Below are 22,488 nucleotides of genomic sequence, written 5' to 3' on the forward strand. Positions count from 1 at the left end.
CGAGCAGCAAGGGAATTCACGGTGGCGCAGAGGTCCGGCAAGGCAGTCAACAGCAAGGTGCCCAACGCCACCAAGCGCCTGCGCCTGGGGCTCGGCATTATGCTGACGCTCCTGCTGGTGGTGGGCGGCAAGCTCTTCCTTGTCCAGGGACTCGATGTAGGGGGCATGGCGGAAGCTGCCCTCAACAGCCGGATGAAGCAAACCGTCCTGCCGGCCGAACGGGGCAGCATCCTGGACTCCCGGGGCACGGTGCTGGCCAACAGCGTGATCCGCTACAACGTGGTGGTGGACCAGAGGGTCAACACAAAAACCGAGAACTTCAAGCGCCTGGACGACGCCAAGGAGAAGCTGGTTGACGTCAGCCGGGAACAAGGGCTGACGGAACTGGCTGCTGCCCTCGGCATGGAGAAGGACGCCATCCGCGAGGCCGTGACCGGCCAGCAGCCGTATTACATCGTGGCCAAGGACGTAAAGCCTGACGTCGAGGACCGCATCTCGCAGCTGCAGATTCCCGGCATCGTCACGGAAGGCGTCAGCAAGCGCGTCTATCCCAACGGCTCTGTTGCCGGCGGCATCATCGGCTTCCTCCAGGACGGCACCACCGGCCAGGCCGGCATCGAACAGACCCAGGACGAACTCCTGAAGGGCTCGGACGGCAAACGGCTGTTCGAGATCGGGGCCGACGGCCTGCGCATCCCCGTGGGGGTGGACGAACTGACGCCGCCGCAGGACGGGAAGGACGTCAAGCTCACCCTCAACTCGGACCTCCAGTATTTCGCCCAGCAGGCGATCCAAAGCCAGTCGGACAAACTGGGCGCCGAGTGGGGCGTCATCATCGTGATGGACGTCAAGACGGGCAACCTGGTTGCCATGGCCGACACGAATTCGCCGGACCCGAATGACCCGGGCAGGGTGGCCGCCAAGGACCGCGGCGTCCGTGCCGTGACGGCGGCCTATGAGCCCGGTTCCGTGGAGAAGATGATGACGGCGGCCGCCCTCATTGAGGAAGGCAAAGCCAAGCCCCTCGATACCTTCACCCTTGGACCCACCTACACGGTGGACGGGCAGACCTTCAGTGACTCTTTTGCCCATGGAACCGAGGAGCGGACCCTGGCCGGCATCCTGGGCTATTCGATGAACACCGGCACCGTCATGGCCGGGCAGCGCCTGAGCAAGGAACAGCGCTATGACTGGCTGAAGAAGTTCGGAGTGGGCGAGGCCCCGGATATCGGACTGCCTGCCACGGCCTCGGGCATCCTCACGCCCTGGGAACAGTGGGACGGCCGGCAGGAATACACAGTCCTGTTCGGGCAGGGCGTCTCGCAGTCCACGCTGCAGACCGTACGTGCGTTCCAGTCCATCGCAAACAACGGGGTGATGCTCCAGCCGCGCCTGATCGACTCCTACGTGTCCGCTGACGGAACAGAGGAGAAGGTTCCGGCCGCGGAACCGCGGCGGGTCGTCTCCGAGGACACCGCCCAGCAGGTCCAGGACATCCTCGAAAGCGCAGTCACCGAGGGGCAGATCAAGGACGCGGGCATCGACGGCTACCGGGTGGGAGCCAAGACGGGCACCTCCGAGTCTCCGTGCGACGACGGCAAGTCAGGGTTCTGCGGCTACACGGCCTCCATGGTGGGCATGGCACCCATGGATGATCCGCGGTTTATTGTGGAGGTGGTACTCCAGCGGCCCAAGGGAAGCATCTACGGGATTACCAACGGGCCGGTCTTCCGGTCGGTCATGAGCCAGGCACTGCGGACCTACAACGTCCAGCCATCAACTGGTGAACCGGCCAGACTGCCCCAGTTCGCCAAGTAACACCCCGGCAGCATCCGGAGCAGCCGCCGCTGCTACGGTTCATCCATGCCGGGCACGGTCCACTAGCACCATCGGAGATCCCTTGTCAGAGTTCAATCCGTCCCACCACAGTGCAACCCCGCAGGGACCTGCACAGGACGAACAAGCCCCGCAGGGACCTGCGCCGGTGGTACCGGGCCAGCCCCGTTTCCGGCCGTCCGTTGTTGATGCCGTCCGGCTGGACAGCATCGGCGAGGCGGTCGGCGTCACAGTTCCGGGAACCTCCGCCGGTGTGGCGGTGACCGGCATTTCGTTGAACTCCCGGACGGTGGAACGGGGTGACCTGTACGTCGCCCTTCCGGGCGCAACCCGCCACGGGGCCGACTTCGCCGCCCAGGCCATTGCGGCTGGAGCCGCGGCCATTTTGACGGACGACGCCGGTGCCCGCCTCCTTGCCCTGTCCTCCGACACGTCGGTTCCGGTGCTGGTGGTTGATGCTCCGCGGAACGCGGTGGGCACGTTGTCCGCCATGATCTACCGCCACAGCCGGGACGGGGCGCCGCTGCAGCTGTTCGGCGTGACGGGCACGAACGGCAAAACCACCACCACCTACTTCATCACCTCGCTGCTGAGGTCCCTCGGCAAAAAGTCCGGCCTGATCGGCACCATCGAGATCCTCGCCGGCGGCGCACCGGTTCCGAGCGTCCTGACCACGCCGGAGTCCCCGGACGTCCACGGTCTGCTGGCGCTGATGCAGGAGAACGGGCTTGCTGCGGCTGCGATGGAAGTTTCCTCGCACGCCATCTCCTACCAGCGGGTGGACGGGGTGCAGTTCGATGTAGCCGGATTTACGAACCTCACCCAGGACCATCTTGACCTGCACCACACCATGGAGGACTACTTCGCCGCGAAGGCCGAGCTCTTCACGCCCGCCCGTGCGCGGACAGCAGTGGTAACGGTCGACGACGAATGGGGGCGCCGCCTCGCAGCCCGCACCGGGGTGCCTGTCACCACACTCAGCACGGTGCCCGGGAACAGTGCCGACTGGACCGTCACTGGGACAAGGCCGCGCGGGCTTGGCACGGAGTTCACCCTCACCGGGCCCGGCCAAACCATCCTGAACGTCCACACGGGACTTCCCGGCAGCTTCAATGTGGCGAACGCAGCACTCGCCGTGGTGATGGTTATTGCCGGCGGAGTTGACGCCGCGACGCTGCAGGTTGCGCTGGATCAGGGCGACCCCTTCACCGTGGCGGTACCGGGGCGCATGCAGCTGGTCTCCGAGCAGCCGGCCGCCGTGGTGGACTTTGCGCACAACACGGACGCACTGGCCAGGGCGCTGGAAGCCGTCCGGTCGCCGGAACCTGGTTCCCGGCTGATCGTGGTGTTCGGTGCCACGGGCCAGCGCGACCAGGGCAAACGCCCCGCAATGGGCGCGATCGCCGCCCGGCTCGCAGACACCGTGATCGTCACCGACGACGACCCCCACGACGAGGACGCGGCAGCCATCCGCGCCGACGTCCTCGCGGGGGCCCTGGAAGCCCAGGCAAGCGAGTCCCTGCCCTGCCAGGTGCTGGAGGTTTTTCCCCGTGACCAGGCCATCCAGCGCGCCGTGGAACTCGCACGGCCCCAGGACACCATCCTGGTTGCCGGCCGCGGCCACGAGGTCTGGCAGGAGGTCAAAGGCGTCAACCTCGCACTGGATGACAGGGTGGAGCTGCGCAGCGCCTTGACAGCCAGGGGATTCAACGTTCTCCAAGACGACCGGATAGAGTCCTAGACCGAGATGATTGCATTTACTGCGGCGGAAATCGCCGACATCACTAAAGGGCGCCTGGACGCCGAGCCCGGGATCACGCCTCTTTCGGTGGTCACCGATTCCCGCGAGGCCACGCCGGGGTCCCTGTACGTCGCAAAACCCGGCGAGTACGCGGACGGGCACGACTTCGTCGAAGCCGCCTTCACCGCGGGCGCCACCCTGGCACTCGTGGAGCGCGCAGTAGCAGCCCCGGACGGTACTCCGTACCCCGCCGTGGTGGTTCCCGACGCCGTGCTCGCGATGGGCGCGCTGGCCGCGGAAGCTGTCCGCAGGATCCGCGCCGCCCGCGCGGAAGCCAACGACGACCTGACAGTTATCGGCATCACCGGTTCGGCCGGAAAGACCACCACCAAGGACCTCCTCGCCGGCATACTTTCCCGGCAGGGTGCCACAGTGGCGCCGCGGGGGTCCTACAACGGTGAAATCGGGGTGCCGCTCACGGTCTTCACCGCCGGAGCTGACACCCGCTACCTCGTGATCGAGATGGGTGCCACCGGCATCGGCCACATTGAGTACCTGGCCGAGATGGTCAAACCGGACATCGGCGTGGTGCTCGGCGTGGGGACAGCGCACGCCGGCGAATTCGGGGGAGTTGAGAACATCGCCCGTGCCAAGGGCGAACTCGTGGAAGGCCTGGCAGCCTCCGGGACCGCCATCATCAACCTCGACGACGAGAGGGTTGCGGAGATGCGCGCCCGCACCTCAGCGGCCGTCGTTGGATTCTCTGCCGAAGGCCGGCCCGACGCCGCCGTGCAGGCGCTCCACGCGGACACCAACGCGGAGGGCCACCCGGAATTCGACCTCCTCCTTCCCGGTGGGGACACGACCTACCACGTCAGCAGCCGGCTGATCGGCGCCCACCATGTCAGCAACCTGCTTGCCGCTGCGGCAGCTGCCTGGGCAGCAGGGGTTGCGGGCCCGGACATCGCCGACGCCCTGGGCAACCAGGCGGCAACCAGCCGCTGGCGCATGGAGCGCACCGAGCGGGAGGACGGCGTCACCGTCATCAACGACGCCTACAACGCCAACCCCGAGTCGATGCGCGCGGCCCTGCGAACACTGGCCGACCTCGGCCGCGGCAGGCGCACCTGGGCGGTCCTGGGCGCCATGCTCGAACTCGGCGAGGATTCGATCCGGGAGCATACAGCCGTCGGCACCCAAGTAGTGCGCCTCAACATTTCCCGGCTGGTGGTAGTGGGCCGGGAAGCCCGGGCCCTCTACGTATCTGCCGTCCAGGAAGGCTCCTGGGGAGACGAATGCGTCTTCGCCGAGACCGCCGACGACGCCTACGAGCTGCTGCAAGCGGAACTCGAACCCGGCGACCTGGTGCTGTTCAAGTCCTCCAACAGCGTGGGGCTTCGCCATTTGGGCGATCGGATAGCATTACCCCCACAAACCCCGCAGCCCGCCGACGAAAGGAGCACACTGCTGTGATTGCACTTTTGATCGGCGCCGGGCTGGCCCTCCTCTGCTCCCTGGTGGGCACGCCGCTGTTCATCCGGCTCCTGGTCCGCCGCGGCTACGGCCAGTTCATCCGCGACGACGGCCCGACGTCCCACCACACCAAACGCGGAACACCCACCATGGGCGGAACCGTGGTGGTGGCAGCGGTCCTGCTGAGTTACGGGCTGACGCACCTCATCATGCTCATGGTGAATCCGGATTCCCCAGGCCCTTCCGCCTCCGCCCTGATCCTGCTGTTCCTCATGGTGGGCATGGGGCTGGTCGGATTCCTGGATGACTTCATCAAAATCTCGCGGCAGCGCAGCCTGGGGCTCAACGCCAAAGCGAAGCTGATCCTGCAGGCAGCAGTGGGCGTCATTTTCGCCGTGCTTGCCCTCAACTTCCCCGATGAGGACGGCCTCGCGCCGGCCTCCACCAAGATTTCCCTGGTCCGGGACCTGCCCTGGCTGGACCTCGCCTTCGGCGGAACCGTGCTGGGCGCCATCCTCTTCGTCATCTGGTCCAACCTGATCGTCACCGCGGCAACCAACGGGGTGAACCTGACGGACGGCCTTGACGGTCTGGCTGCCGGGGCCTCGGTCATGGTTTTCGGCGCGTATACCCTCATGGGCATCTGGCAAAGCAACCAGGCCTGCGGGTCCCCCCGGGAGGCCGGCAGCGGGTGCTACACGGTCAGGGACCCGCTGGATTTGGCCCTGCTGGCCGCCATCATGAGCGCCGCCCTGGTGGGATTCCTGTGGTGGAACACCTCGCCAGCCAAGATTTTCATGGGCGATACCGGCTCCCTCGCCATCGGCGGCGCAATCGCAGGTTTCGCCATCCTCTCCAGGACCGAACTGCTGCTGGGAATCATCGGCGGGCTGTTCGTCCTGATCACCCTTTCGGTGATCATCCAGGTGGGTTACTTCAAGGCCACCGGCGGTAAACGCGTCTTCAAGATGGCACCGCTGCAGCACCACTTTGAACTGAAGGGGTGGGCTGAGGTGACGGTGGTGGTCCGGTTCTGGATCCTCGGTGGACTTTTCGTCGCCGTGGGCCTGGGAATTTTCTACGCTGAATGGGTTGTGCTGCTGTGACCGTTTCCCCCCGCCTCCAGGAGCTCGTGAGCTGGGATTCCGACTGGGCCGGGCTGCGGGTCGCAGTCACCGGCATTGGGGTCTCCGGGTTCGCCGCCGCTGACACGCTGATTGAACTCGGTGCCCGCGTGGTGGTGGTTGACGCCGCCACCAGCGACACTGCGAAAGCCCACGCCGATACCCTGAAGATCGTTGGCGCCGCTGACGTCCTGCTCGGGGATGACGCAGTGGCCCACCTGCCCAAGATCGACGGCAAGCTTCCGGAGCTGATCGTGACATCGCCTGGCTGGCGGCCCGACCAGGCCCTGCTCGCCGCCGCTGCACGTGCGCACATCCCGGTGTGGGGCGACGTCGAACTCGCCTGGCGGGTGCGCGTGCGGGAAGGCCGCAAGACGGCGGACTGGCTGGCGATCACCGGCACCAACGGCAAGACCACCACGGTGGGCCTCACCGAATCCATGCTGCGCGCCGCCGGACTGAAGGCCATCGCCGTGGGCAACGTGGGTACCCCGATCCTGGATGCCCTCAGGGACCCGGTGGAGTACGACGTTTTCGCCGTGGAACTCTCCAGTTTCCAGCTGCACTGGTCCGAGTCGATCTCACCCGTGGCCAGCGTGTGCCTCAACGTCGCCGAGGACCACGTTGACTGGCATGGCTCCTACGACTCCTACCTTGCGGACAAGGCCAAGGTCTACGAACGCACCCAAAAGGCCTGCCTCTACAACGCCGAGCAGATCGAAACAGAACGCATGGTGGAAAACGCCGATGTGGTGGAGGGTTGCCGGGCGGTGGGCTTCACCACCCTTACCCCCGCCATCAGCATGCTCGGCGTGGTGGAAGGCCTGCTGGTGGACCGCGCGTTCATCGAAGAGCGGAGGGACAGCGCCGCGGAGCTCGCTTCGATGGCCGACCTTGGCGCCATTGCGCCGCGGCACATGGTGGCCAACGCCCTGGCGGCGGCAGGCCTGGTCCGCGCGTACGGCGTGGAGCCCAAAGCCGTGCGGCAGGGGATCCAGGACTATGTTCCCGGGGACCACCGCATCCAGCCGGTCGCCCGCCACAACGGAGTCCTGTGGATCAACGATTCCAAGGCCACCAACCCGCATGCGGCAGCCGCGTCACTCGCCGCATTCAACAACGTCATCTGGATCGCGGGAGGCCTCTCCAAGGGCGTGACCTACGACGACCTTGTGCGGGAGCACGCGCACCGGCTCAAGGCGGTGGTCCTGATCGGGACAGATACGTCCGCACTGGCCGGCGCCCTCGCGCGACACGCGCCCGATGTCCCGGTGATCCAGCCGGCGGCGGGTGACACTGAACAGGTGCAGACTGCTGCAACAGACGGCATCCAGGCCGGTTCCCCCGCAGCCGGGAAGCCGGTGATGGCCCGGGCGGTTGCGTCAGCAGCCCAGCTGGCCGGCTCCGGCGATACTGTGCTGATGGCCCCGGCAGCTGCTTCCATGGATCAGTTCTCTTCCTACGCTCACCGTGGTGACACTTTCATCGAAGCTGTCCGCGAGCTGGTGGAAGGGCAGGCCCAGACCGGCGAGGAGTAACAATGGTCAGCACGCCAACACGACCGCCGGCCCAGCAGCAGGCCGGCAAGCCACGTCCCGGTTCCTCGGCATCACCGGCCACCCGGCCTGCGACAGCCGTTACCCGCCTCCGTGCCGGCTACCGGAAGTTCTGGTCGGCCCTGGAAGGAACCGGCACCTCCAGGAACGGCTCCACCTACTACCTCATCCTGGGGTCCACCCTGGCGCTGACGGCGATCGGCATCATGATGGTGCTCTCCGCCTCCAGTGTCGAATCGATCGCCGCCGGGAAGTCCCCGTACGGGGACGCGCTGAAGCAGGGCATGTTCGCCGGGATCGGCATCTTCACCATGTTCGTCCTTTCCCGGGTGAACGTCGTATGGCTCAGGCGGCTGGCGTGGCCGGCGATCATCGCGGCCCTGGCCCTCCTGGGACTCGTGCAGCTTGTGGGCACGGAGGTCAACGGCAACAAGAACTGGATCGACCTCGGCGGCATCACCTTCCAGCCGTCCGAAGCGTCCAAGCTGGCCCTCGCGCTGTGGATGGCCACCGTCCTTGCCAGGAAGGGCAAGCTCCTCAGCCGCTGGCAGCATGTGGCCGTCCCCGCCGTCCCGATGGCCATCATCATCGTTGTGCTGGTCCTGGTGGGCAACGACCTCGGAACGGCCATGATCATCATGATGATTACCGCTGCCGCCCTCTTCTTCGCCGGGGCGCCCCTGTATCTCTTCGGCATCGCGGGCCTGGTGGCAGCCGCCGGAACAGCTGTCATGGCCGTCACCAGTTCAAACCGCATGTGCCGCATCACCTCCTGGTGGACCGGCGAGTCCTGCGCCGACGGCATCGACGCCAACTACCAGGCCACCAACGGGCTCTACGGGCTCGCCTCGGGAGGCTGGTTCGGCGTAGGGCTGGGGCAAAGCCGGCAGAAGTACAGCTGGATCCCCGAAGCCCACAACGACTTCATTTTTGCCATCATCGGCGAGGAGCTCGGACTGGTGGGGACCGTCGTCGTCCTCATCCTGTTCGCCATCCTGGGCGCGGCGATCTACCGCGTGGTGGTGGCGCAGGCGGACATGTTCCACCGGGTGCTGGCCGGCACCATCATGGTGTGGCTGCTGGGACAGGCCACGGTCAACATGTCCGTGGTGACCGGCCTGATGCCCGTGATCGGCGTGCCCCTGCCGTTCATTTCCTACGGCGGATCCGCCCTGCTGATGTCGCTCTGCGCCATCGGGGTGGTGCTCTCCCTGGCCAGGGAGCAGATGGCCCCGTCCATCCGTCCCAAGCGGATGCTCAAGTTCAAGGCCAAGCCGGCGCGGAAAGACGCGGCCCGGAAGAAGACTGCAAGAAAGCGTGCCTAGCCCTCCATGACCTCCAAGACCCCATCCATCGTCCTGGCAGGCGGCGGCACCGCCGGGCACATCAGCCCGCTGCTCGCCATTGCCGCTGCGCTGCGGAGCGCATCACCCGATGCCGCCATCCTCGCCGTCGGCACGCCGTCCGGGATGGAAACCAGGCTTGTCCCCGCGGCAGGGGTTGAGCTGGCCACCATCGACAGGGTTCCGTTCCCGCGGAAGCCTTCGGCTGACCTCGTGCGGCTTCCCGCGCGCCTTGCCGGTGCCGTACGCCAGGCCGGAGCCATCCTGGACAAAGCTGCCGCGGACGTCCTGGTGGGGGTGGGCGGATACGTGTGCACGCCCATGTACCTGGCTGCCCGCAAACGCCGCATCCCCATTGTCATCCACGAGGCAAATGCCCGCCCGGGCCTCGCAAACCGGGTGGGCGCCATGATGACCCACAGGGTCGCCGTCGCCTTCGCCAACACCCCTCTCCGGCATGCAGTCCACGTGGGCATGCCGATGCGTACCGAGATTTCGGGGCTGGACAGGGCTGCCTCCCGCAGCGCCGCCCGGCAGGCACTCGGCCTTGACCCTGCACGGCCGGCGCTGATCGTCACCGGGGGATCCTCCGGAGCGCAGAGCATCAACAGGACCATCGCCGCCGCCGTGGAGCGCCTGGCCGGCGCAGGCATCCAGACCCTGCACATCACCGGGCGCGGCAAGACCGTCCTGGACGGTGCCGGAAAGCCGCTTGCCGCTGACGGCTACCGTCAGGTGGAATACGTCGACGGCATGGAACTTGCGTACGCTGCGGCTGACGTCCTCCTGGCACGTTCCGGTGCGGCCACCGTCTGCGAAGTTGCTGCTGTGGGGGTACCCGCGGTCCTGGTGCCCCTGCCCATCGGCAACGGCGAGCAGGCACTGAACGCTGCCGGACTGGTTGCTGCCGGCGGCGCGCTCCTGGTCAATGACCGCGACTTCACCGCCGAGTGGGTGGACAAGGAACTGGTTCCGCTCGTGACGGACCAGGCACGGCTCGCCGCCATGGCAGCCAGTTCCTACCGGCTTGGCATCCGAAACGCCGATCAGCGGATGGCTGATCTCATCCTGGAAGCGGTGAAAGCATGAACCACGCAGCGATCCCCAGCCTCGAATCGCTGGGCAGGGTCCACTTCGTGGGCATCGGAGGCGTCGGCATGTCAGCCGTGGCCAGGATCATGGTGGCCCGCGGCGTACCGGTCAGCGGCTCCGACGCCAAGGACCTGCCCGTGATGGCGGACCTCGCAGCGGCCGGTGCGCGCATCGCCGTCGGGTATGCCGCCGCGAACCTGGGCGACGCCCAGACGGTCGTGGCAGGCTCCGCCATCCGCGCGGACAACCCCGAGATCCTTGCTGCCAAGGCTGCTGGCCTGCCGGTCCTTCACCGATCCGAGGCGCTGGCCGCCACCATGGGTGGTGACACGGTGGTGACCGTGGCGGGAACCCACGGAAAGTCCACCACCACCTCCATGGTCACCGTCCTGCTGCAGGGCGCGGGACTGGACCCCTCGTTCGCCATCGGCGCCAACGTTCCCTCGCTCGGCGTCAACGCTGCCCATGGAAGCTCCGGGATCTTTGTGGCGGAGGCCGACGAGTCCGATGGATCCTTCCTCAACTACCGGCCCCGGATCGCCGTGGTCACCAACGTGGAGCCGGACCACCTGGACTACTACGGTACGGCCGAGGCCGTGTACGAGTCCTTTGACCGGTTCACGGCGCTGCTGCCCGCGGACGGGGTGCTCGTTGCCTGCGCGGACGACGCCGGCGCGCTGGCCCTTGCCGAAAGGACCCGTCAGCGGGGCACCGCCCGCGTGGTGCTCTACGGAACCGCGGAGGGTGCGGACCTCGTGCTGCACGACGGCGGTCCGGGCAGTACGGCCGTGTCCACACCGTCAGGCCGCTACCCGCTTGCCCTGCAGGTGCCCGGGCGGCACAACGCGCTGAACGCGGCGGCCGCGTTCGCCGTCGCCCTTGAACTGGGAGTTGACCCCGGCGTTGCGGCCGGCGCCCTTGCGCACTTTTCCGGTGCCTCCCGGCGTTTTGAGTTCAAAGGCGAGGGAAGGGGAGTGCGCGTGTTCGACGACTACGCCCACCACCCGACCGAAGTGCGCGCTGCCCTCGCCGCGGCCCGCTCCGTTGCGGGGGACCACAAGGTGCATGTCCTTTTCCAGCCGCACCTGTTTTCCCGCACCCGCGAATTCGCACAGGAGTTCGCTGATGCCCTCAACCTTGCCGACACCGCCCTGGTGCTGGACATCTATCCCGCCCGCGAAGATCCCATCCCGGGCGTGACCAGCCAACTCATAGCCGACCACCTGGACCAGGGCGGCCGGCTGGTGGCGGCCGCGGATGCCGTGGCAGTCCTGGCTTCCGCCGCGGCCGACGGGGACATTGTGGTGACCGCCGGTGCCGGTGATGTCACAGCCTATGGGCCGCAGATCGTCGAGGCGCTGCGTGGCTAGCACCCGCCGGCCCACCTACACGTCCACCGGCAGGGCCGGTGGAGGAGGTGGCGGCGACGACGTCATTTCCGCATCCCGGAGTGTCCCGGAGCCCGCTCCAGAGAAACCGCACAAGCCGAAGAAGCCCCGGCAGCCTGCCAAGGCCGGCGTTCCGGGCTTCGGCCGCGGCAAGGGCAAGGGGAACAAAGCGGAACCCCCGGCGGCGTCCGGCACGGCCGGGGCGAACGTGGTGGCTTTCCCCGAGCCGAAAGGAAAGCGGCGAAAGCGGAATATCCTGACCGCGGCCGGCGTCCTCCTGGCCGTCGTGGCGGGGCTGCTGGCGGCGGCCATTTTTTCGCCGGTCCTGGCCGTCCAGACCATTTCGGTATCCGGGACGCACCTGCTGACCCCTGCCCAGGTGCAGGCCGCGCTTGAGCCGCTGCAGGGCAAGCCGTTGCCCCAGGTCACCGACGAAGAGGTGGCCCGGCTGCTCGAACCCCTGGTCCAGGTCAAGTCCGTGTCCGCGCAGGCGAGGCCCCCGTCTGGCCTCGCCGTGGCAGTGCGGGAAAGGGTTCCGGTAGCCCTGGTCAAGCAGGGGGAGCAATACCAGCTGGTGGACGTCGACGGCGTGCAGCTGGCAGCCACGGCCGATCCTGCCTCGGTGTCGCTCCCGGTGATCGACGGCGGCGCGGGCACCATCGGCCAGGATCTCTTCCGCGCCACGGCCGCAGTCCTGGGCGCCCTGCCGGCGGACGTGCTCGCCAAGCTCTCCAATGCCTCCGCCCAGTCGGTGGACGCGGTGGAACTCAAGCTCGTGGACGGCCAGACCATCATCTGGGGCAACGCCGGCGAAAAGGAACTCAAGGCCAAGGTCCTGGCCGCACTCCTGAAAGTTCCGGCCGACCCCAAGAACCCCGTCAGGGTCTACGACGTGAGCGTGCCCCGGCACCCGGTGACCCGCTGAGCGCTTTCTTTCCCGGTATTAATCCGACACGCGGAGCCGGTTATTGAATGTGGCAACCAGAGGAAATACCGTCACAGACATGAGTTACTTGACATAACTATAACCTTCAACTCGAAGGTTAAGGTTGCAGGCTTCAAGCTCTCCATCAGTTTTCGCAATAAGACACGAACAAGGGACACGTAACGTGGCAGCTCCGCAGAATTACTTGGCCGTCATCAAAGTCGTCGGCATCGGCGGCGGTGGCGTGAACGCAGTCAACCGCATGATCGAGGTCGGCCTCCGAGGTGTTGAATTCATCGCCATCAATACCGACGCCCAGGCCCTGCTCATGAGCGACGCGGATGTGAAGCTCGACGTCGGACGCGAGCTGACCCGCGGGCTCGGAGCAGGCGCCAACCCCGAGGTGGGCAAGCAGGCGGCCGAGGACCACGCGGATGAGATCGAGGAAGTCCTCCGCGGCGCCGACATGGTGTTCGTGACTGCCGGCGAAGGCGGCGGCACCGGCACCGGCGGCGCCCCCGTCGTCGCACGCATTGCCCGTTCCCTGGGCGCGCTGACCATTGGCGTGGTCACCCGCCCCTTCACCTTCGAAGGCCGCCGTCGCGCCGGCTCCGCAGAAGCCGGCATCGACGCCCTGCGTGACGAGGTGGACACCCTGATCGTGATCCCCAACGACCGCCTCCTGTCCATCAGCGACCGCAACGTTTCGGTGCTCGATGCCTTCCGCTCTGCGGACCAGGTGCTGCTCTCCGGTGTCCAGGGCATCACGGACCTCATCACCACCCCGGGCCTGATCAACCTCGACTTCGCGGACGTGAAGTCCGTTATGCAGGGTGCGGGTTCCGCGCTCATGGGCATTGGCTCCGCGCGCGGCGAGGACCGTGCGGTGAAGGCTGCCGAACTGGCCATCGCGTCCCCGCTGCTGGAGGCCTCGATCGACGGCGCCCACGGTGTCCTGCTGTCCATCCAGGGCGGTTCGGACCTTGGCCTGTTCGAGATCAACGAGGCCGCCCGCCTGGTGCAGGAAGTCGCCCACCCGGAAGCCAACATCATCTTCGGTGCCGTCATCGACGATGCCCTGGGCGACGAAGCCCGCGTGACGGTCATTGCCGCAGGGTTCGACGACGTCAAGGCCACCTCGCCGTCCATGGACCAGTCGCAGCCCCAGGTGGCGCCCCAGCGGCCCGCCGCTCCGGCTGCGGCTCCCGCCCCGTCCCAGGCCCCGTCCGGCGGTAACTACCAGGCGCACGTCCAGCCTGTCCATGCAGGAGTAGGGGCAGCAGGCCTCAGTAACTGGGGGCAGCAGCGCCCGTCCGCCGTTCCCGCTGACTCCGGCTTCGACGTGGACCTTCCCTCCGTTGTGGAACCTGACCTGACCGGCAGCCACTCGGATGACCTGGATGTCCCCGACTTCCTGAAGTAGGCCGCGGCTTGTTCCATTGGCGCGCCGAGATCCTGCCCGGGGTCTCGGCGGCGTTCACTGACAGCGGCGCCGGCAACCTCGCACTGCACGTGGGCGACGACCCCCGGGCAGTGCTGCGGCGCCGTGAACAGCTTGAGGCCGCCGCGGGTATCGGGCCTGAGGGCCTGCGGTTCATGGACCAGGTTCATGGAACGGCCGTTGCCGTGATGGAGCGGGCAAGCGCGGCCCCACAGGCGGACGGCATGGTTTCGCGCGGGCTGCCGCTCGCCGTCATGGTGGCTGACTGCATTCCTGTCCTGCTCGCCGGCGAGTCTGCCGACGGTCCGGTCCTGGCTGCCGTGCATGCGGGCCGGCCGGGCGTGGCCAACGGCGTCATCCCTTCGGCGGTGGACAGCATGAGGTCCCTGGGCGCTTCGGCCATAAAGGCCTGGCTTGGGCCCTCCATCTGCGGCAACTGTTACGAAGTTCCGGCGGCGCTGCGGGACGAGGTGGCCGCCCTCGTGCCGGCGACGCTGTCCACTACGTCCTGGGGTACGCCTGCGCTGGACCTGCCGGCCGGTGCCCGGAGCCAGCTGGAGCGCGCGGGGGTTGACGTCGAATACGCCGGTCAATGCACGTTCGAGACGGATTCGCTGTACTCGTACCGCCGAGACAGGAACACGGGGCGTTTCGCAGGCCTGGTCTGGTGCCATGGGTGAGCCTTCCGCTGACGACGGCGAGGCCGGCCGCCGGGATCCGCTCGGCGAGGATCCACGTACCACAGAGCTGTCCGGACGGCTGGAGGCTGTCAGGGGCCGCATCAGGGCTGCCGCCGCCGCGGCCGGACGTGCAGACGAGCTCCCCACGCTGATCGTGGTCACCAAGTTCCACCCCGCCGAGGATATCCGGCGGCTCGCGTCCCTGGGGGTCACCGACGTCGGGGAAAACCGCGACCAGGAGGCGGCCGCGAAGGCGGAGCTCCTGGCCGACTGCGGACTCACCTGGCACTTTGTTGGACAGCTGCAGACCAAGAAGGCCAAGTCCGTGGTGCGCTATGCCGCCGCCGTCCATTCCGTGGACCGGCCCCAGCTCGTGGAGGCCCTGGCCAAGGCGGTGCGGATCCAGCAGGACAGCACCGGCCGGGCGCCGCTGGACTGCTTCATCCAGGTCAGCCTGGAGGACGACGCCGGTGCCCACCGCGGTGGCGCCGCCCCGTCCGACATTCCACTGCTGGCCGACCGGATAGCAGCAGAGGAGGGCCTTCGCCTGGCAGGCGTGATGGCAGTGGCACCCCTGGGCGCGCCGCCCGGACCCGCCTTCGAGAAGCTGGCGGGGTTGTCGGCAATGCTGGCGGCACAGCATCCCGGTGCCAGTGCGATGTCCGCCGGCATGAGCCAGGACCTTGAAGCGGCCATATCCTTCGGGGCGACACACCTGCGAATCGGTTCCGATATTCTCGGATCGCGTCCCCCGGTGGGGTAGCGTCGGTCCTATTGGAAGTGATGGGCGGGGGACTCCAGTGCTGTCAAGTCATTGGGCGGCCCGCATAAGGGACACGATTAGGAGTCGACCATGGCCGGCGCTCTGCGCAAGACAATGATCTATCTTGGGCTCGCCGACGGCGATGAGCATTACGAGTCCGAGCACCAGTCAACACGTAAGGATGAGGACGAAACGATGGAAGCTGACCGCGAGGAGCGCCGTGCACCTGCACCCGTCCGCGAGGTCAGCCGCGAAACGTCCTACGCCCCCGAAGAGGAATACCGCGCCCCAGTGACTCCGATCAAACGAGCGGCCTCGAGCCGCGAAGAAACCAGCGGACTGCGCCAGATCACCACGATCCACCCCCGCTCCTACAACGATGCCAAGCTCATCGGCGAGAGCTTCCGTGACGGCATTCCGGTGATCATGAACGTTACGGACATGGGGGAGGCCGATGCCAAGCGCCTGGTGGACTTTTCCGCAGGCCTGGTTTTCGGACTCCGCGGGAGCATTGAGCGGGTCACCAACAAGGTCTTTTTGCTGTCGCCGTCGTACGTCGAAGTCATTGGCGATGACAAGAAAGCCAGCGAAACACAGGCAAGCTTCTTCAACCAAAGCTGAGCACCAGGTGGTGCGTGGATGCCAGACAGGGACACCTGTCTGGCATCTGTGCTGAAATAGACGGGACACATCGGCAGCGTGCCGCGGTGCGCACATGGACATGGAGATATGGATTAAGTCATGGGAATCGCTTTCGGACTTGTCTATCTCGCGTTGCTCCTGTTCTTTGTCGCACTGATCATCAGGCTGGTCTTTGACTGGGTCCAGATGTTTGCGCGGGAATGGCGTCCACGGGGCGTCGCCCTGGTGGTGGCCCACGCCGTGTATTCGATCACCGATCCGCCCCTGAAAGTGCTGCGCCGGCTGATCCCGCCCCTGCGATTGGGCGGCATCTCCCTGGACCTGGGTTTCCTGATCCTCTTCATTGCAGTCAGCATTGCGATGGGGATCACCAGGGGCCTTGCCTGATTTACCCGAAACAGACCTAGCAGCGCAGGGTGGACCCGTCCGGGAACAGCTACTGTGAAGCGAAGAAAACTCGTGTTTGACACCGCAGTGTTGAATTAGAGTAACCAGACCAAATTTAGGTACCGTAGTTTTGACGGCCGGAAGGCCTACTGACTAACTAGACCAGTGAGGTGACCAGATGGCTTTGACGCCAGAAGACGTTGTCAACAAGCGCTTTCAGCCGACCAAGTTCCGCGAGGGCTACGACCAGGACGAAGTTGATGACTTCCTGGACGAGATCGTTGTTGAGCTCCGCCGCCTGAACCAGGAGAACGACGAACTTCGCAAGAAGCTCGCCGAAGCCGGGTCCAGCGTTCCGGCCAGCTCGGCTGCTTCCCCCGTCGTGGAGAAGGTCCCCGCGCCCGTCAAGGCCGACAAGGATGAGGCACGCGAAAAGGCGGAAGCCGAAGCCAAGGCCGCGGAAGCCGCGAAGAAGAAGGACGTTCAGCCGTCCGCTCCTGCCGCCGCAGCCCCAGCTGCCGCCGTCGCAACCCCTTCGGCTGAGTCCGCAGCTGGCCTGCTGGCCATGGCCCAGCAGATGCACGACCGCCACGTCGCCGATGGCCAGGCCCAGAAGGACAAGATCATCGCCGAGGCGCAGATCGAAGCCAGCAGCCTGGTCAACGATGCACAGGAGAAGTCCCGCAAGATCCTCGGTGCCCTTGAGCAGCAGCGCTCCGTCCTGGAACGCAAGGTTGAGCAGCTCCGCGGCTTCGAGCGCGACTACCGCTCACGCCTGAAGGCCTACATCGAAGGCCAGCTGCGCGACCTGGATGCCCGTGGTTCCGTGGCTACGCCGGAAGTCAGCGAAGCCAACTAATCCGTCAAGCACGTATTCTGAAAGCCGGTGGCTGAGGATTCCTCGGCCACCGGCTTTTGGCATTGACACCGGTTTTACGAACGAAAGCACCATGACTGACGAACTCGCTGCGGACTCCGCACGCCCTGTCCCACCTGCCCCGCGCCCAGGCCGCGCGGTGCTGCTGTCCGTCTTCGCAGGGTTTGCGCTTTTCGCCTACATCCTTGACCAGCTCACCAAGCTGTGGGTCACGTCCAGCATGGTGGAAGGCGAACGGATCCCCGTCTTGCCGCCACTGCTGCACTGGTACTTCATCCGGAACTCCGGCGCTGCGTTTTCCATCGGCGAAAACGTCACCTGGGTGTTCTCCATCATCATGGCCGCGGTGGCTGTGGCCATTCTGTTCCAGATCCGAAAACTGGGATCGCTATGGTGGTCCCTGGCGCTGGGCCTGCTGCTGGGCGGCGCCCTGGGCAACCTTACCGACCGGCTGTTCCGGGAACCGTCCTTCGGCATGGGCCATGTGGTGGATTTCATCCAGCTTCCCAACTTCGCGATCTTCAACATCGCCGACTCGGCGGTGGTTTCCGCCGTGGCCATCATCTGCGTCCTGACACTTCGGGGCATAGCACTGGACGGAAGCCGGCTGACCTCAGAACGCAAGGACACGTCCGGCGATGCCTGAAACGATGCCTGAGCGGATTGTCGTTGGTGATGAATATGGGGGAGCCCGGGCGGATGCCGGCCTTGCCGGCCTGCTTGGCATTTCGCGTTCCCTCGCCGCCTCGCTCCTTGCGGAGGGCCATGTGCAGAGCAAGGGCAAGACGCTGGGCAAGTCGGAGAAGCTGGTGGCAGGCGATGTGCTCCAGGTCAGCAGGCCGGAACGGCGTGACCCCCTGGAAGTCGTGGAGGAAGTTGTGGAAGGCCTGAAAATCCTGCTCGATGACGAGGATTTCGTCGTGGTTGACAAGCCCGTGGGCGTCGCCGCCCATCCGTCACCGGGGTGGGTAGGGCCCACGGTGGTGGGCGGCCTGGCCGGGGCCGGCTACCGCATCTCCACCTCCGGGTCGCCGGAGCGTGCCGGCATCGTGCACAGGCTCGACGTCGGAACGTCGGGTGTCATGGTGGTGGCGAAGTCCGAGCGCGCCTACACCGCCCTGAAGCGGGCATTCAAGGAGCGCACGGTGGACAAGGTCTACCACGCCGTTGTCCAGGGCCTTCCGGATCCGCTGGTGGGAACCATCGATGCACCCATCGGCCGGCACCCGGGGCACGACTGGCGTTTCGCCGTGATCGAGGACGGGCGCCACTCCGTCACGCACTACGAAGTGCTTGAAGCCTTTGGCAAAGCCAGCCTGGTCGAAGTCCACCTGGAGACGGGCCGCACCCACCAGATCCGCGTCCACTTTGCCGCCCTTCGGCACCCCTGCGCCGGAGACCTGACGTACGGTGCCGATCCGCGGCTTGCTGCCACCCTTGGCCTGACGCGGCAGTGGCTGCACGCCCGGGAACTGGGATTCGACCACCCGGTGACCGGGGAACCGGTCCGGGTCAGCAGCGACTACCCGCAGGACCTCGCGTTTGCCCTGGAAGTGCTCGCGTCCGGCAAGGCCTGACGCGGTCCAGCCACACCCGGCGCATAGAATAGTGCGGTGACTTCCAGCAACGACTCGTTTGTCCATCTCCACAACCACACCGAGTACTCGATGCTGGACGGTGCCGCCAGGCTCGGCGAGCTGTTCGACGAAACGGAGCGGCTGGGCATGCCTGCCCTTGCCACCACCGACCACGGTTACCTCTTCGGCGCCTTCGACTTCTGGAAGAAGGCCACGGACAAAGGGATCAAGCCGATCATCGGCGTCGAAGCCTATGTGACTCCGGGAACAGCCCGCGGTGACAAGAGCCGCGTGCGCTGGGGTGAGGAACACCAGCGCAAGGACGATATTTCCGGCGGTGGTTCCTACACCCACATGACCCTGCTCAGCTACAACAACGCGGGCATGCGGAACCTGTTCCGGGCATCCTCCATCGCCTCCCTTGATGCAGTCTTCGGCAAGTGGCCGCGCCTGGACAGGGAGCTGCTGAACACCTATTCCGAGGGCCTGATCGCCACCACGGGCTGCCCGTCCGGTGAAATCCAGACCCGGCTGCGGCTGGGCCAGTACCGCGAGGCGCTGGAGGCCGCTGCGGAGTTCCGGGACATCTTCGGGCCGGAAAACTACTTCTGCGAACTCATGGACCACGGGCTGGACATCGAGCGGCGCGTCACTGGGGACCTGCTGCGGCTCGCCAAGGAGCTGAACCTCCCGTTGGTGGCCACCAACGACCTCCACTACACCCACGAGCACGATGCCAAGGCCCACGAGGCCCTGCTGGCCATCCAGTCCGGTTCAACCCTGCTGGAACCCACCTATGACAACGGCGGGTCCCGCTTCGCCTTCTCCGGCAGCGGCTACTACCTGAAGTCGCCCCAGGAAATGCGGGAACTGTTCCGCGACCACCCCGACGCGTGCGACAACACCCTCCTGATCGCCGAGCGCTGCGAAGTGTCCTTCAACACCGGGGCCAACTACATGCCGCGGTTCCCCTGCCCGCCGGGGGAGGACGAAACTTCCTGGCTGGTCAAGGAAGTGGCCAAGGGGCTTGAATACCGTTACCCGGGCGGTGTCCCCGACAACGTCCGCGCCCAGGCCGACTACGAGCTGGGCGTCATCACTTCCATGGGTTTCCCCGGCTACTTCCTGGTGGTGGCGGACTTCATCAACTGGGCCAAGAACAACGGCATCCGGGTTGGCCCCGGACGTGGTTCCGGCGCCGGCTCCATGGTGGCCTACGCCATGCGCATCACCGACCTGGACCCGCTGCGCCACGGTCTGATCTTTGAACGGTTCCTGAACCCGGACCGCGTCTCCATGCCCGACTTCGACGTCGACTTCGATGACCGGCGCCGCTCCGAAGTCATCGACTACGTGACCCGGAAATACGGCGACGAACGCGTGGCCATGATCGTCACGTACGGCACCATCAAGACCAAGCAGGCGCTGAAGGACTCTTCGCGCGTGCTGGGCTACCCGTTCAGCATGGGTGAAACGCTCACCAAGGCCCTGCCCCCGGCCGTGATGGCCAAGGACATCCCGCTGGCGGACATCCAAAACCCGGAGGCCAAGCGCTACGGCGAAGCGGGCGATTTCCGCCAGCTCATCAGCACGGACCCGGAGGCCGCGAAGGTTTTTGAGACGGCCTTGGGCATCGAGGGCCTGAAGCGGCAGTGGGGTGTCCACGCGGCCGGCGTCATCATGTCCTCGGACCCGATCATCGACGTCATCCCCATCATGCGCCGGATCCAGGACGGCCAGGTCATTACCCAGTTCGACTACCCCACGTGTGAGGGCCTCGGCCTGATCAAGATGGACTTCCTGGGCCTGCGGAACCTGACGATCATTTCCGACGCCCTGGAAAACATCAAGATGAACCGCGGCATCGACCTGGACCTGGAAAACCTGGAACTCGACGACGCCCCGTCCTACGAGCTGCTGGCCCGCGGCGACACCCTGGGCGTGTTCCAGCTCGATGGCGGGCCCATGCGGTCCCTGCTCAAGCTGATGAAGCCTGACAACTTCGAAGACATTTCCGCAGTGCTCGCCCTGTACCGGCCCGGTCCCATGGGTGCCAACGCGCACACGGACTATGCGCTGCGCAAGAACGGGATCCAGGAAGTCATCCCGATCCACCCGGAACTGAAGGAACCCCTTTCGGAAATCCTCGGCGGAACCTATGGCCTGATCGTGTACCAGGAACAGGTTATGGCCGTGGCGCAGAAGCTGGCCGGGTACTCGCTGGGCCAGGCAGACATCCTCCGGCGCGCCATGGGCAAGAAGAAGAAATCGGAACTGGACAAGCAGTTCGCGGGTTTTTCCCAGGGCATGCAGGACAACGGCTACTCCATGGAGGCCGTGAAAACCCTGTGGGACATCCTGCTCCCCTTCTCCGACTACGCCTTCAACAAGGCGCACTCGGCCGCCTACGGCGTGATCTCCTACTGGACCGCTTACCTGAAGGCGCACTACGCCCCGGAGTACATGGCCGCGCTCCTGACCTCCGTGGGCGACGACAAGGACAAGTCGGCCATCTACCTCAACGAATGCCGGCGCATGGGCATCACCGTGCTGCCGCCGGACGTGAACGAGTCCGCCCTGAACTTCACTCCCGTGGGCAATGACATCCGCTTCGGCATGGGTGCCATCCGCAACGTGGGCGTCAACGTGGTGGAGGCCATGGTGGCCGCCCGGGAAAGCGAGGGGGCGTTCACGTCCTTCAAGGACTACCTGATGAAGGTCCCAGCCGTGGTCTGCAACAAGCGGACCATTGAATCGCTGATCAAGTCCGGCGCCTTTGATTCGCTGGGCCACCACCGCCGGGCCCTGGCCATGATCCACGAAGAGGCGATCGACTCCGTCATCACGCTCAAGCGGAACGAGGCGATCGGACAGTTCGACCTCTTCGCCGGCTTCGACGAAGCCGAGTCCGAGTCATCCCTGAGCATCGAAATCCCGGACCTGCCGGAATGGGAAAAGAAGGACAAACTCTCCTTCGAACGCGACATGCTGGGGCTCTACGTTTCAGACCACCCCCTGCAGGGCCTCGAAGGGCTGCTGAGCCAGCATGCGGAGATGAGCATCACGTCCGTCCTGGGCGAAGACGGACCGCAGGACGGCGCCATCATCACCATTGCCGGAATGATTACGTCGCTGAGCAGGCGCATTGCGAAGGCCAGCGGCAACGCGTACGCACGGGCCGAGGTGGAGGACCTGGGCGGCTCCATGGAAGTCATGTTCTTCGGCCAGGTCTACGGCCCCATCGCTTCCGTGCTCGCCGAGGACCTGATCGTGGTGGTCAAGGGACGCCTGCAAAAACGCGACGACGGTGCCATCACACTGAACTGCATGGAGCTGTCCGTCCCCGACCTCAGCGAGGGGCTCAACGGCCCGCTGGTGATCACCATGCCCACCTACAAGGCCACGGAAGCGGTGGTCACCGAACTTGGCGACGTCCTCCGTACCCACCGGGGCAACTCCGAAGTGCGGCTGCACCTCCAAGGCGACACGCGGACGGAAATCATGGGCCTGCCGGTCCACTTGCGCGTGAACCCCAGCCCGTCCCTGTTCGGCGACCTGAAAGTGCTCCTCGGCCCCGCCTGCCTTGACGCCTGACACACGGACCGACGACGGCGGGCGGCACGTGCCGCCGTCGTCCGCGGTT

General features: G+C 66.1%; 18 protein-coding genes. All 18 read left to right on the plus strand.

The window, feature by feature from the left end; all coding sequences use genetic code 11:
- The first annotated feature begins 21 nt into the window (after nucleotides 1–21).
- The 18 genes from FHJ30_RS08360 (at nucleotide 22) to dnaE (ending at nucleotide 22,439) form a co-directional block, all read left to right on the plus strand.
- Nucleotides 22–1,818 carry a penicillin-binding protein 2 gene (locus tag FHJ30_RS08360; protein WP_139028851.1) on the plus strand — a complete coding sequence of 599 codons (1,797 nt, stop codon included), beginning with the start codon at nucleotides 22–24 and terminating at the stop codon, nucleotides 1,816–1,818.
- Between the two features lie 82 nt (nucleotides 1,819–1,900).
- The gene (locus FHJ30_RS08365) at nucleotides 1,901–3,577 is read left to right on the plus strand and encodes a UDP-N-acetylmuramoyl-L-alanyl-D-glutamate--2,6-diaminopimelate ligase (protein WP_139028852.1); all 1,677 of its coding nucleotides are present in this window, start codon (nucleotides 1,901–1,903) and stop codon (nucleotides 3,575–3,577) included.
- A gap of 6 nt (nucleotides 3,578–3,583) precedes the next feature.
- A complete protein-coding gene (gene murF / locus FHJ30_RS08370; protein ID WP_139028853.1) occupies nucleotides 3,584–5,050 on the plus strand; it encodes a UDP-N-acetylmuramoyl-tripeptide--D-alanyl-D-alanine ligase in 1,467 nt (488 codons plus the stop codon).
- The gene (mraY, locus tag FHJ30_RS08375) at nucleotides 5,047–6,156 is read left to right on the plus strand and encodes a phospho-N-acetylmuramoyl-pentapeptide-transferase (protein WP_139028854.1); all 1,110 of its coding nucleotides are present in this window, start codon (nucleotides 5,047–5,049) and stop codon (nucleotides 6,154–6,156) included. The genes murF and mraY overlap by 4 nt, the downstream gene beginning before the upstream one ends.
- Entirely contained in the window at nucleotides 6,138–7,712 is a 1,575-nt protein-coding gene (gene murD, locus FHJ30_RS08380) for a UDP-N-acetylmuramoyl-L-alanine--D-glutamate ligase (protein ID WP_171058970.1), read from the plus strand. Before mraY ends, murD begins: the two co-directional genes overlap by 19 nt.
- 2 nt (nucleotides 7,713–7,714) lie before the next feature.
- Nucleotides 7,715–9,055, plus strand: coding sequence for a putative lipid II flippase FtsW (gene ftsW / locus FHJ30_RS08385; protein WP_139028856.1), 1,341 nt, complete (start codon nucleotides 7,715–7,717; stop codon nucleotides 9,053–9,055).
- Nucleotides 9,056–9,061: 6 nt separating this feature from the next.
- Nucleotides 9,062–10,162: an undecaprenyldiphospho-muramoylpentapeptide beta-N-acetylglucosaminyltransferase gene (gene murG, locus FHJ30_RS08390; protein WP_139028857.1), complete on the plus strand. Its 1,101-nt coding sequence runs from the start codon at nucleotides 9,062–9,064 to the stop codon at nucleotides 10,160–10,162.
- Nucleotides 10,159–11,535, plus strand: a complete 1,377-nt coding sequence (gene murC, locus FHJ30_RS08395; RefSeq protein ID WP_139028858.1) for a UDP-N-acetylmuramate--L-alanine ligase — start codon at nucleotides 10,159–10,161, stop codon at nucleotides 11,533–11,535. The genes murG and murC overlap by 4 nt, the downstream gene beginning before the upstream one ends.
- Nucleotides 11,528–12,478, plus strand: a complete 951-nt coding sequence (locus FHJ30_RS08400) for a cell division protein FtsQ/DivIB (RefSeq protein ID WP_139028859.1) — start codon at nucleotides 11,528–11,530, stop codon at nucleotides 12,476–12,478. The genes murC and FHJ30_RS08400 overlap by 8 nt, the downstream gene beginning before the upstream one ends.
- Nucleotides 12,479–12,662: 184 nt before the next feature.
- Nucleotides 12,663–13,901 carry a cell division protein FtsZ gene (ftsZ, locus tag FHJ30_RS08405; protein WP_139028860.1) on the plus strand — a complete coding sequence of 413 codons (1,239 nt, stop codon included), beginning with the start codon at nucleotides 12,663–12,665 and terminating at the stop codon, nucleotides 13,899–13,901.
- An 8-nt stretch (nucleotides 13,902–13,909) separates the two neighbouring features.
- Complete coding sequence (locus FHJ30_RS08410) at nucleotides 13,910–14,599, plus strand: polyphenol oxidase family protein (protein WP_139028861.1); 690 nt, start codon at nucleotides 13,910–13,912, stop codon at nucleotides 14,597–14,599.
- Complete coding sequence (locus FHJ30_RS08415; protein WP_139028862.1) at nucleotides 14,592–15,362, plus strand: YggS family pyridoxal phosphate-dependent enzyme; 771 nt, start codon at nucleotides 14,592–14,594, stop codon at nucleotides 15,360–15,362. The genes FHJ30_RS08410 and FHJ30_RS08415 overlap by 8 nt, the downstream gene beginning before the upstream one ends.
- 90 nt (nucleotides 15,363–15,452) lie before the next feature.
- Nucleotides 15,453–15,983, plus strand: a complete 531-nt coding sequence (locus tag FHJ30_RS08420) for a cell division protein SepF (RefSeq protein WP_139028863.1) — start codon at nucleotides 15,453–15,455, stop codon at nucleotides 15,981–15,983.
- 120 nt (nucleotides 15,984–16,103) lie between these two features.
- Nucleotides 16,104–16,391 (plus strand): YggT family protein, encoded by a 288-nt coding sequence (locus FHJ30_RS08425; RefSeq protein ID WP_139028864.1) that lies wholly within the window; start codon nucleotides 16,104–16,106, stop codon nucleotides 16,389–16,391.
- A 178-nt stretch (nucleotides 16,392–16,569) separates the two neighbouring features.
- A complete protein-coding gene (locus FHJ30_RS08430) occupies nucleotides 16,570–17,250 on the plus strand; it encodes a DivIVA domain-containing protein (protein WP_139028865.1) in 681 nt (226 codons plus the stop codon).
- Nucleotides 17,251–17,341: 91 nt separating this feature from the next.
- Entirely contained in the window at nucleotides 17,342–17,914 is a 573-nt protein-coding gene (gene lspA / locus FHJ30_RS08435) for a signal peptidase II (RefSeq protein ID WP_139028866.1), read from the plus strand.
- 4 nt (nucleotides 17,915–17,918) lie between these two features.
- The gene (locus FHJ30_RS08440; protein ID WP_139028882.1) at nucleotides 17,919–18,845 is read left to right on the plus strand and encodes an RluA family pseudouridine synthase; all 927 of its coding nucleotides are present in this window, start codon (nucleotides 17,919–17,921) and stop codon (nucleotides 18,843–18,845) included.
- Nucleotides 18,846–18,881: 36 nt separating this feature from the next.
- Nucleotides 18,882–22,439 carry a DNA polymerase III subunit alpha gene (dnaE, locus tag FHJ30_RS08445; protein ID WP_139028867.1) on the plus strand — a complete coding sequence of 1,186 codons (3,558 nt, stop codon included), beginning with the start codon at nucleotides 18,882–18,884 and terminating at the stop codon, nucleotides 22,437–22,439.
- Nucleotides 22,440–22,488: the final 49 nt, after the last annotated feature.

Origin of the sequence: Arthrobacter sp. BB-1, assembly GCF_006151685.1 — a bacterium.
Classification (GTDB): Bacteria; Actinomycetota; Actinomycetes; order Actinomycetales; family Micrococcaceae; genus Arthrobacter.

Coding starts and splice junctions, on each gene's coding strand:
- FHJ30_RS08440 (WP_139028882.1), top strand. CDS start 17,919: ATGCCTGAGCGGATTGTCGTTGGTGATGAATATGGGGGAGCCCGGGCG.
- FHJ30_RS08425 (WP_139028864.1), top strand. CDS start 16,104: ATGGGAATCGCTTTCGGACTTGTCTATCTCGCGTTGCTCCTGTTCTTT.
- lspA (WP_139028866.1), top strand. CDS start 17,342: ATGACTGACGAACTCGCTGCGGACTCCGCACGCCCTGTCCCACCTGCC.
- murC (WP_139028858.1), top strand. CDS start 10,159: ATGAACCACGCAGCGATCCCCAGCCTCGAATCGCTGGGCAGGGTCCAC.
- FHJ30_RS08430 (WP_139028865.1), top strand. CDS start 16,570: ATGGCTTTGACGCCAGAAGACGTTGTCAACAAGCGCTTTCAGCCGACC.
- ftsW (WP_139028856.1), top strand. CDS start 7,715: ATGGTCAGCACGCCAACACGACCGCCGGCCCAGCAGCAGGCCGGCAAG.
- murG (WP_139028857.1), top strand. CDS start 9,062: ATGACCTCCAAGACCCCATCCATCGTCCTGGCAGGCGGCGGCACCGCC.
- murD (WP_171058970.1), top strand. CDS start 6,138: ATGGGTTGTGCTGCTGTGACCGTTTCCCCCCGCCTCCAGGAGCTCGTG.
- FHJ30_RS08415 (WP_139028862.1), top strand. CDS start 14,592: ATGGGTGAGCCTTCCGCTGACGACGGCGAGGCCGGCCGCCGGGATCCG.
- FHJ30_RS08420 (WP_139028863.1), top strand. CDS start 15,453: ATGGCCGGCGCTCTGCGCAAGACAATGATCTATCTTGGGCTCGCCGAC.
- murF (WP_139028853.1), top strand. CDS start 3,584: ATGATTGCATTTACTGCGGCGGAAATCGCCGACATCACTAAAGGGCGC.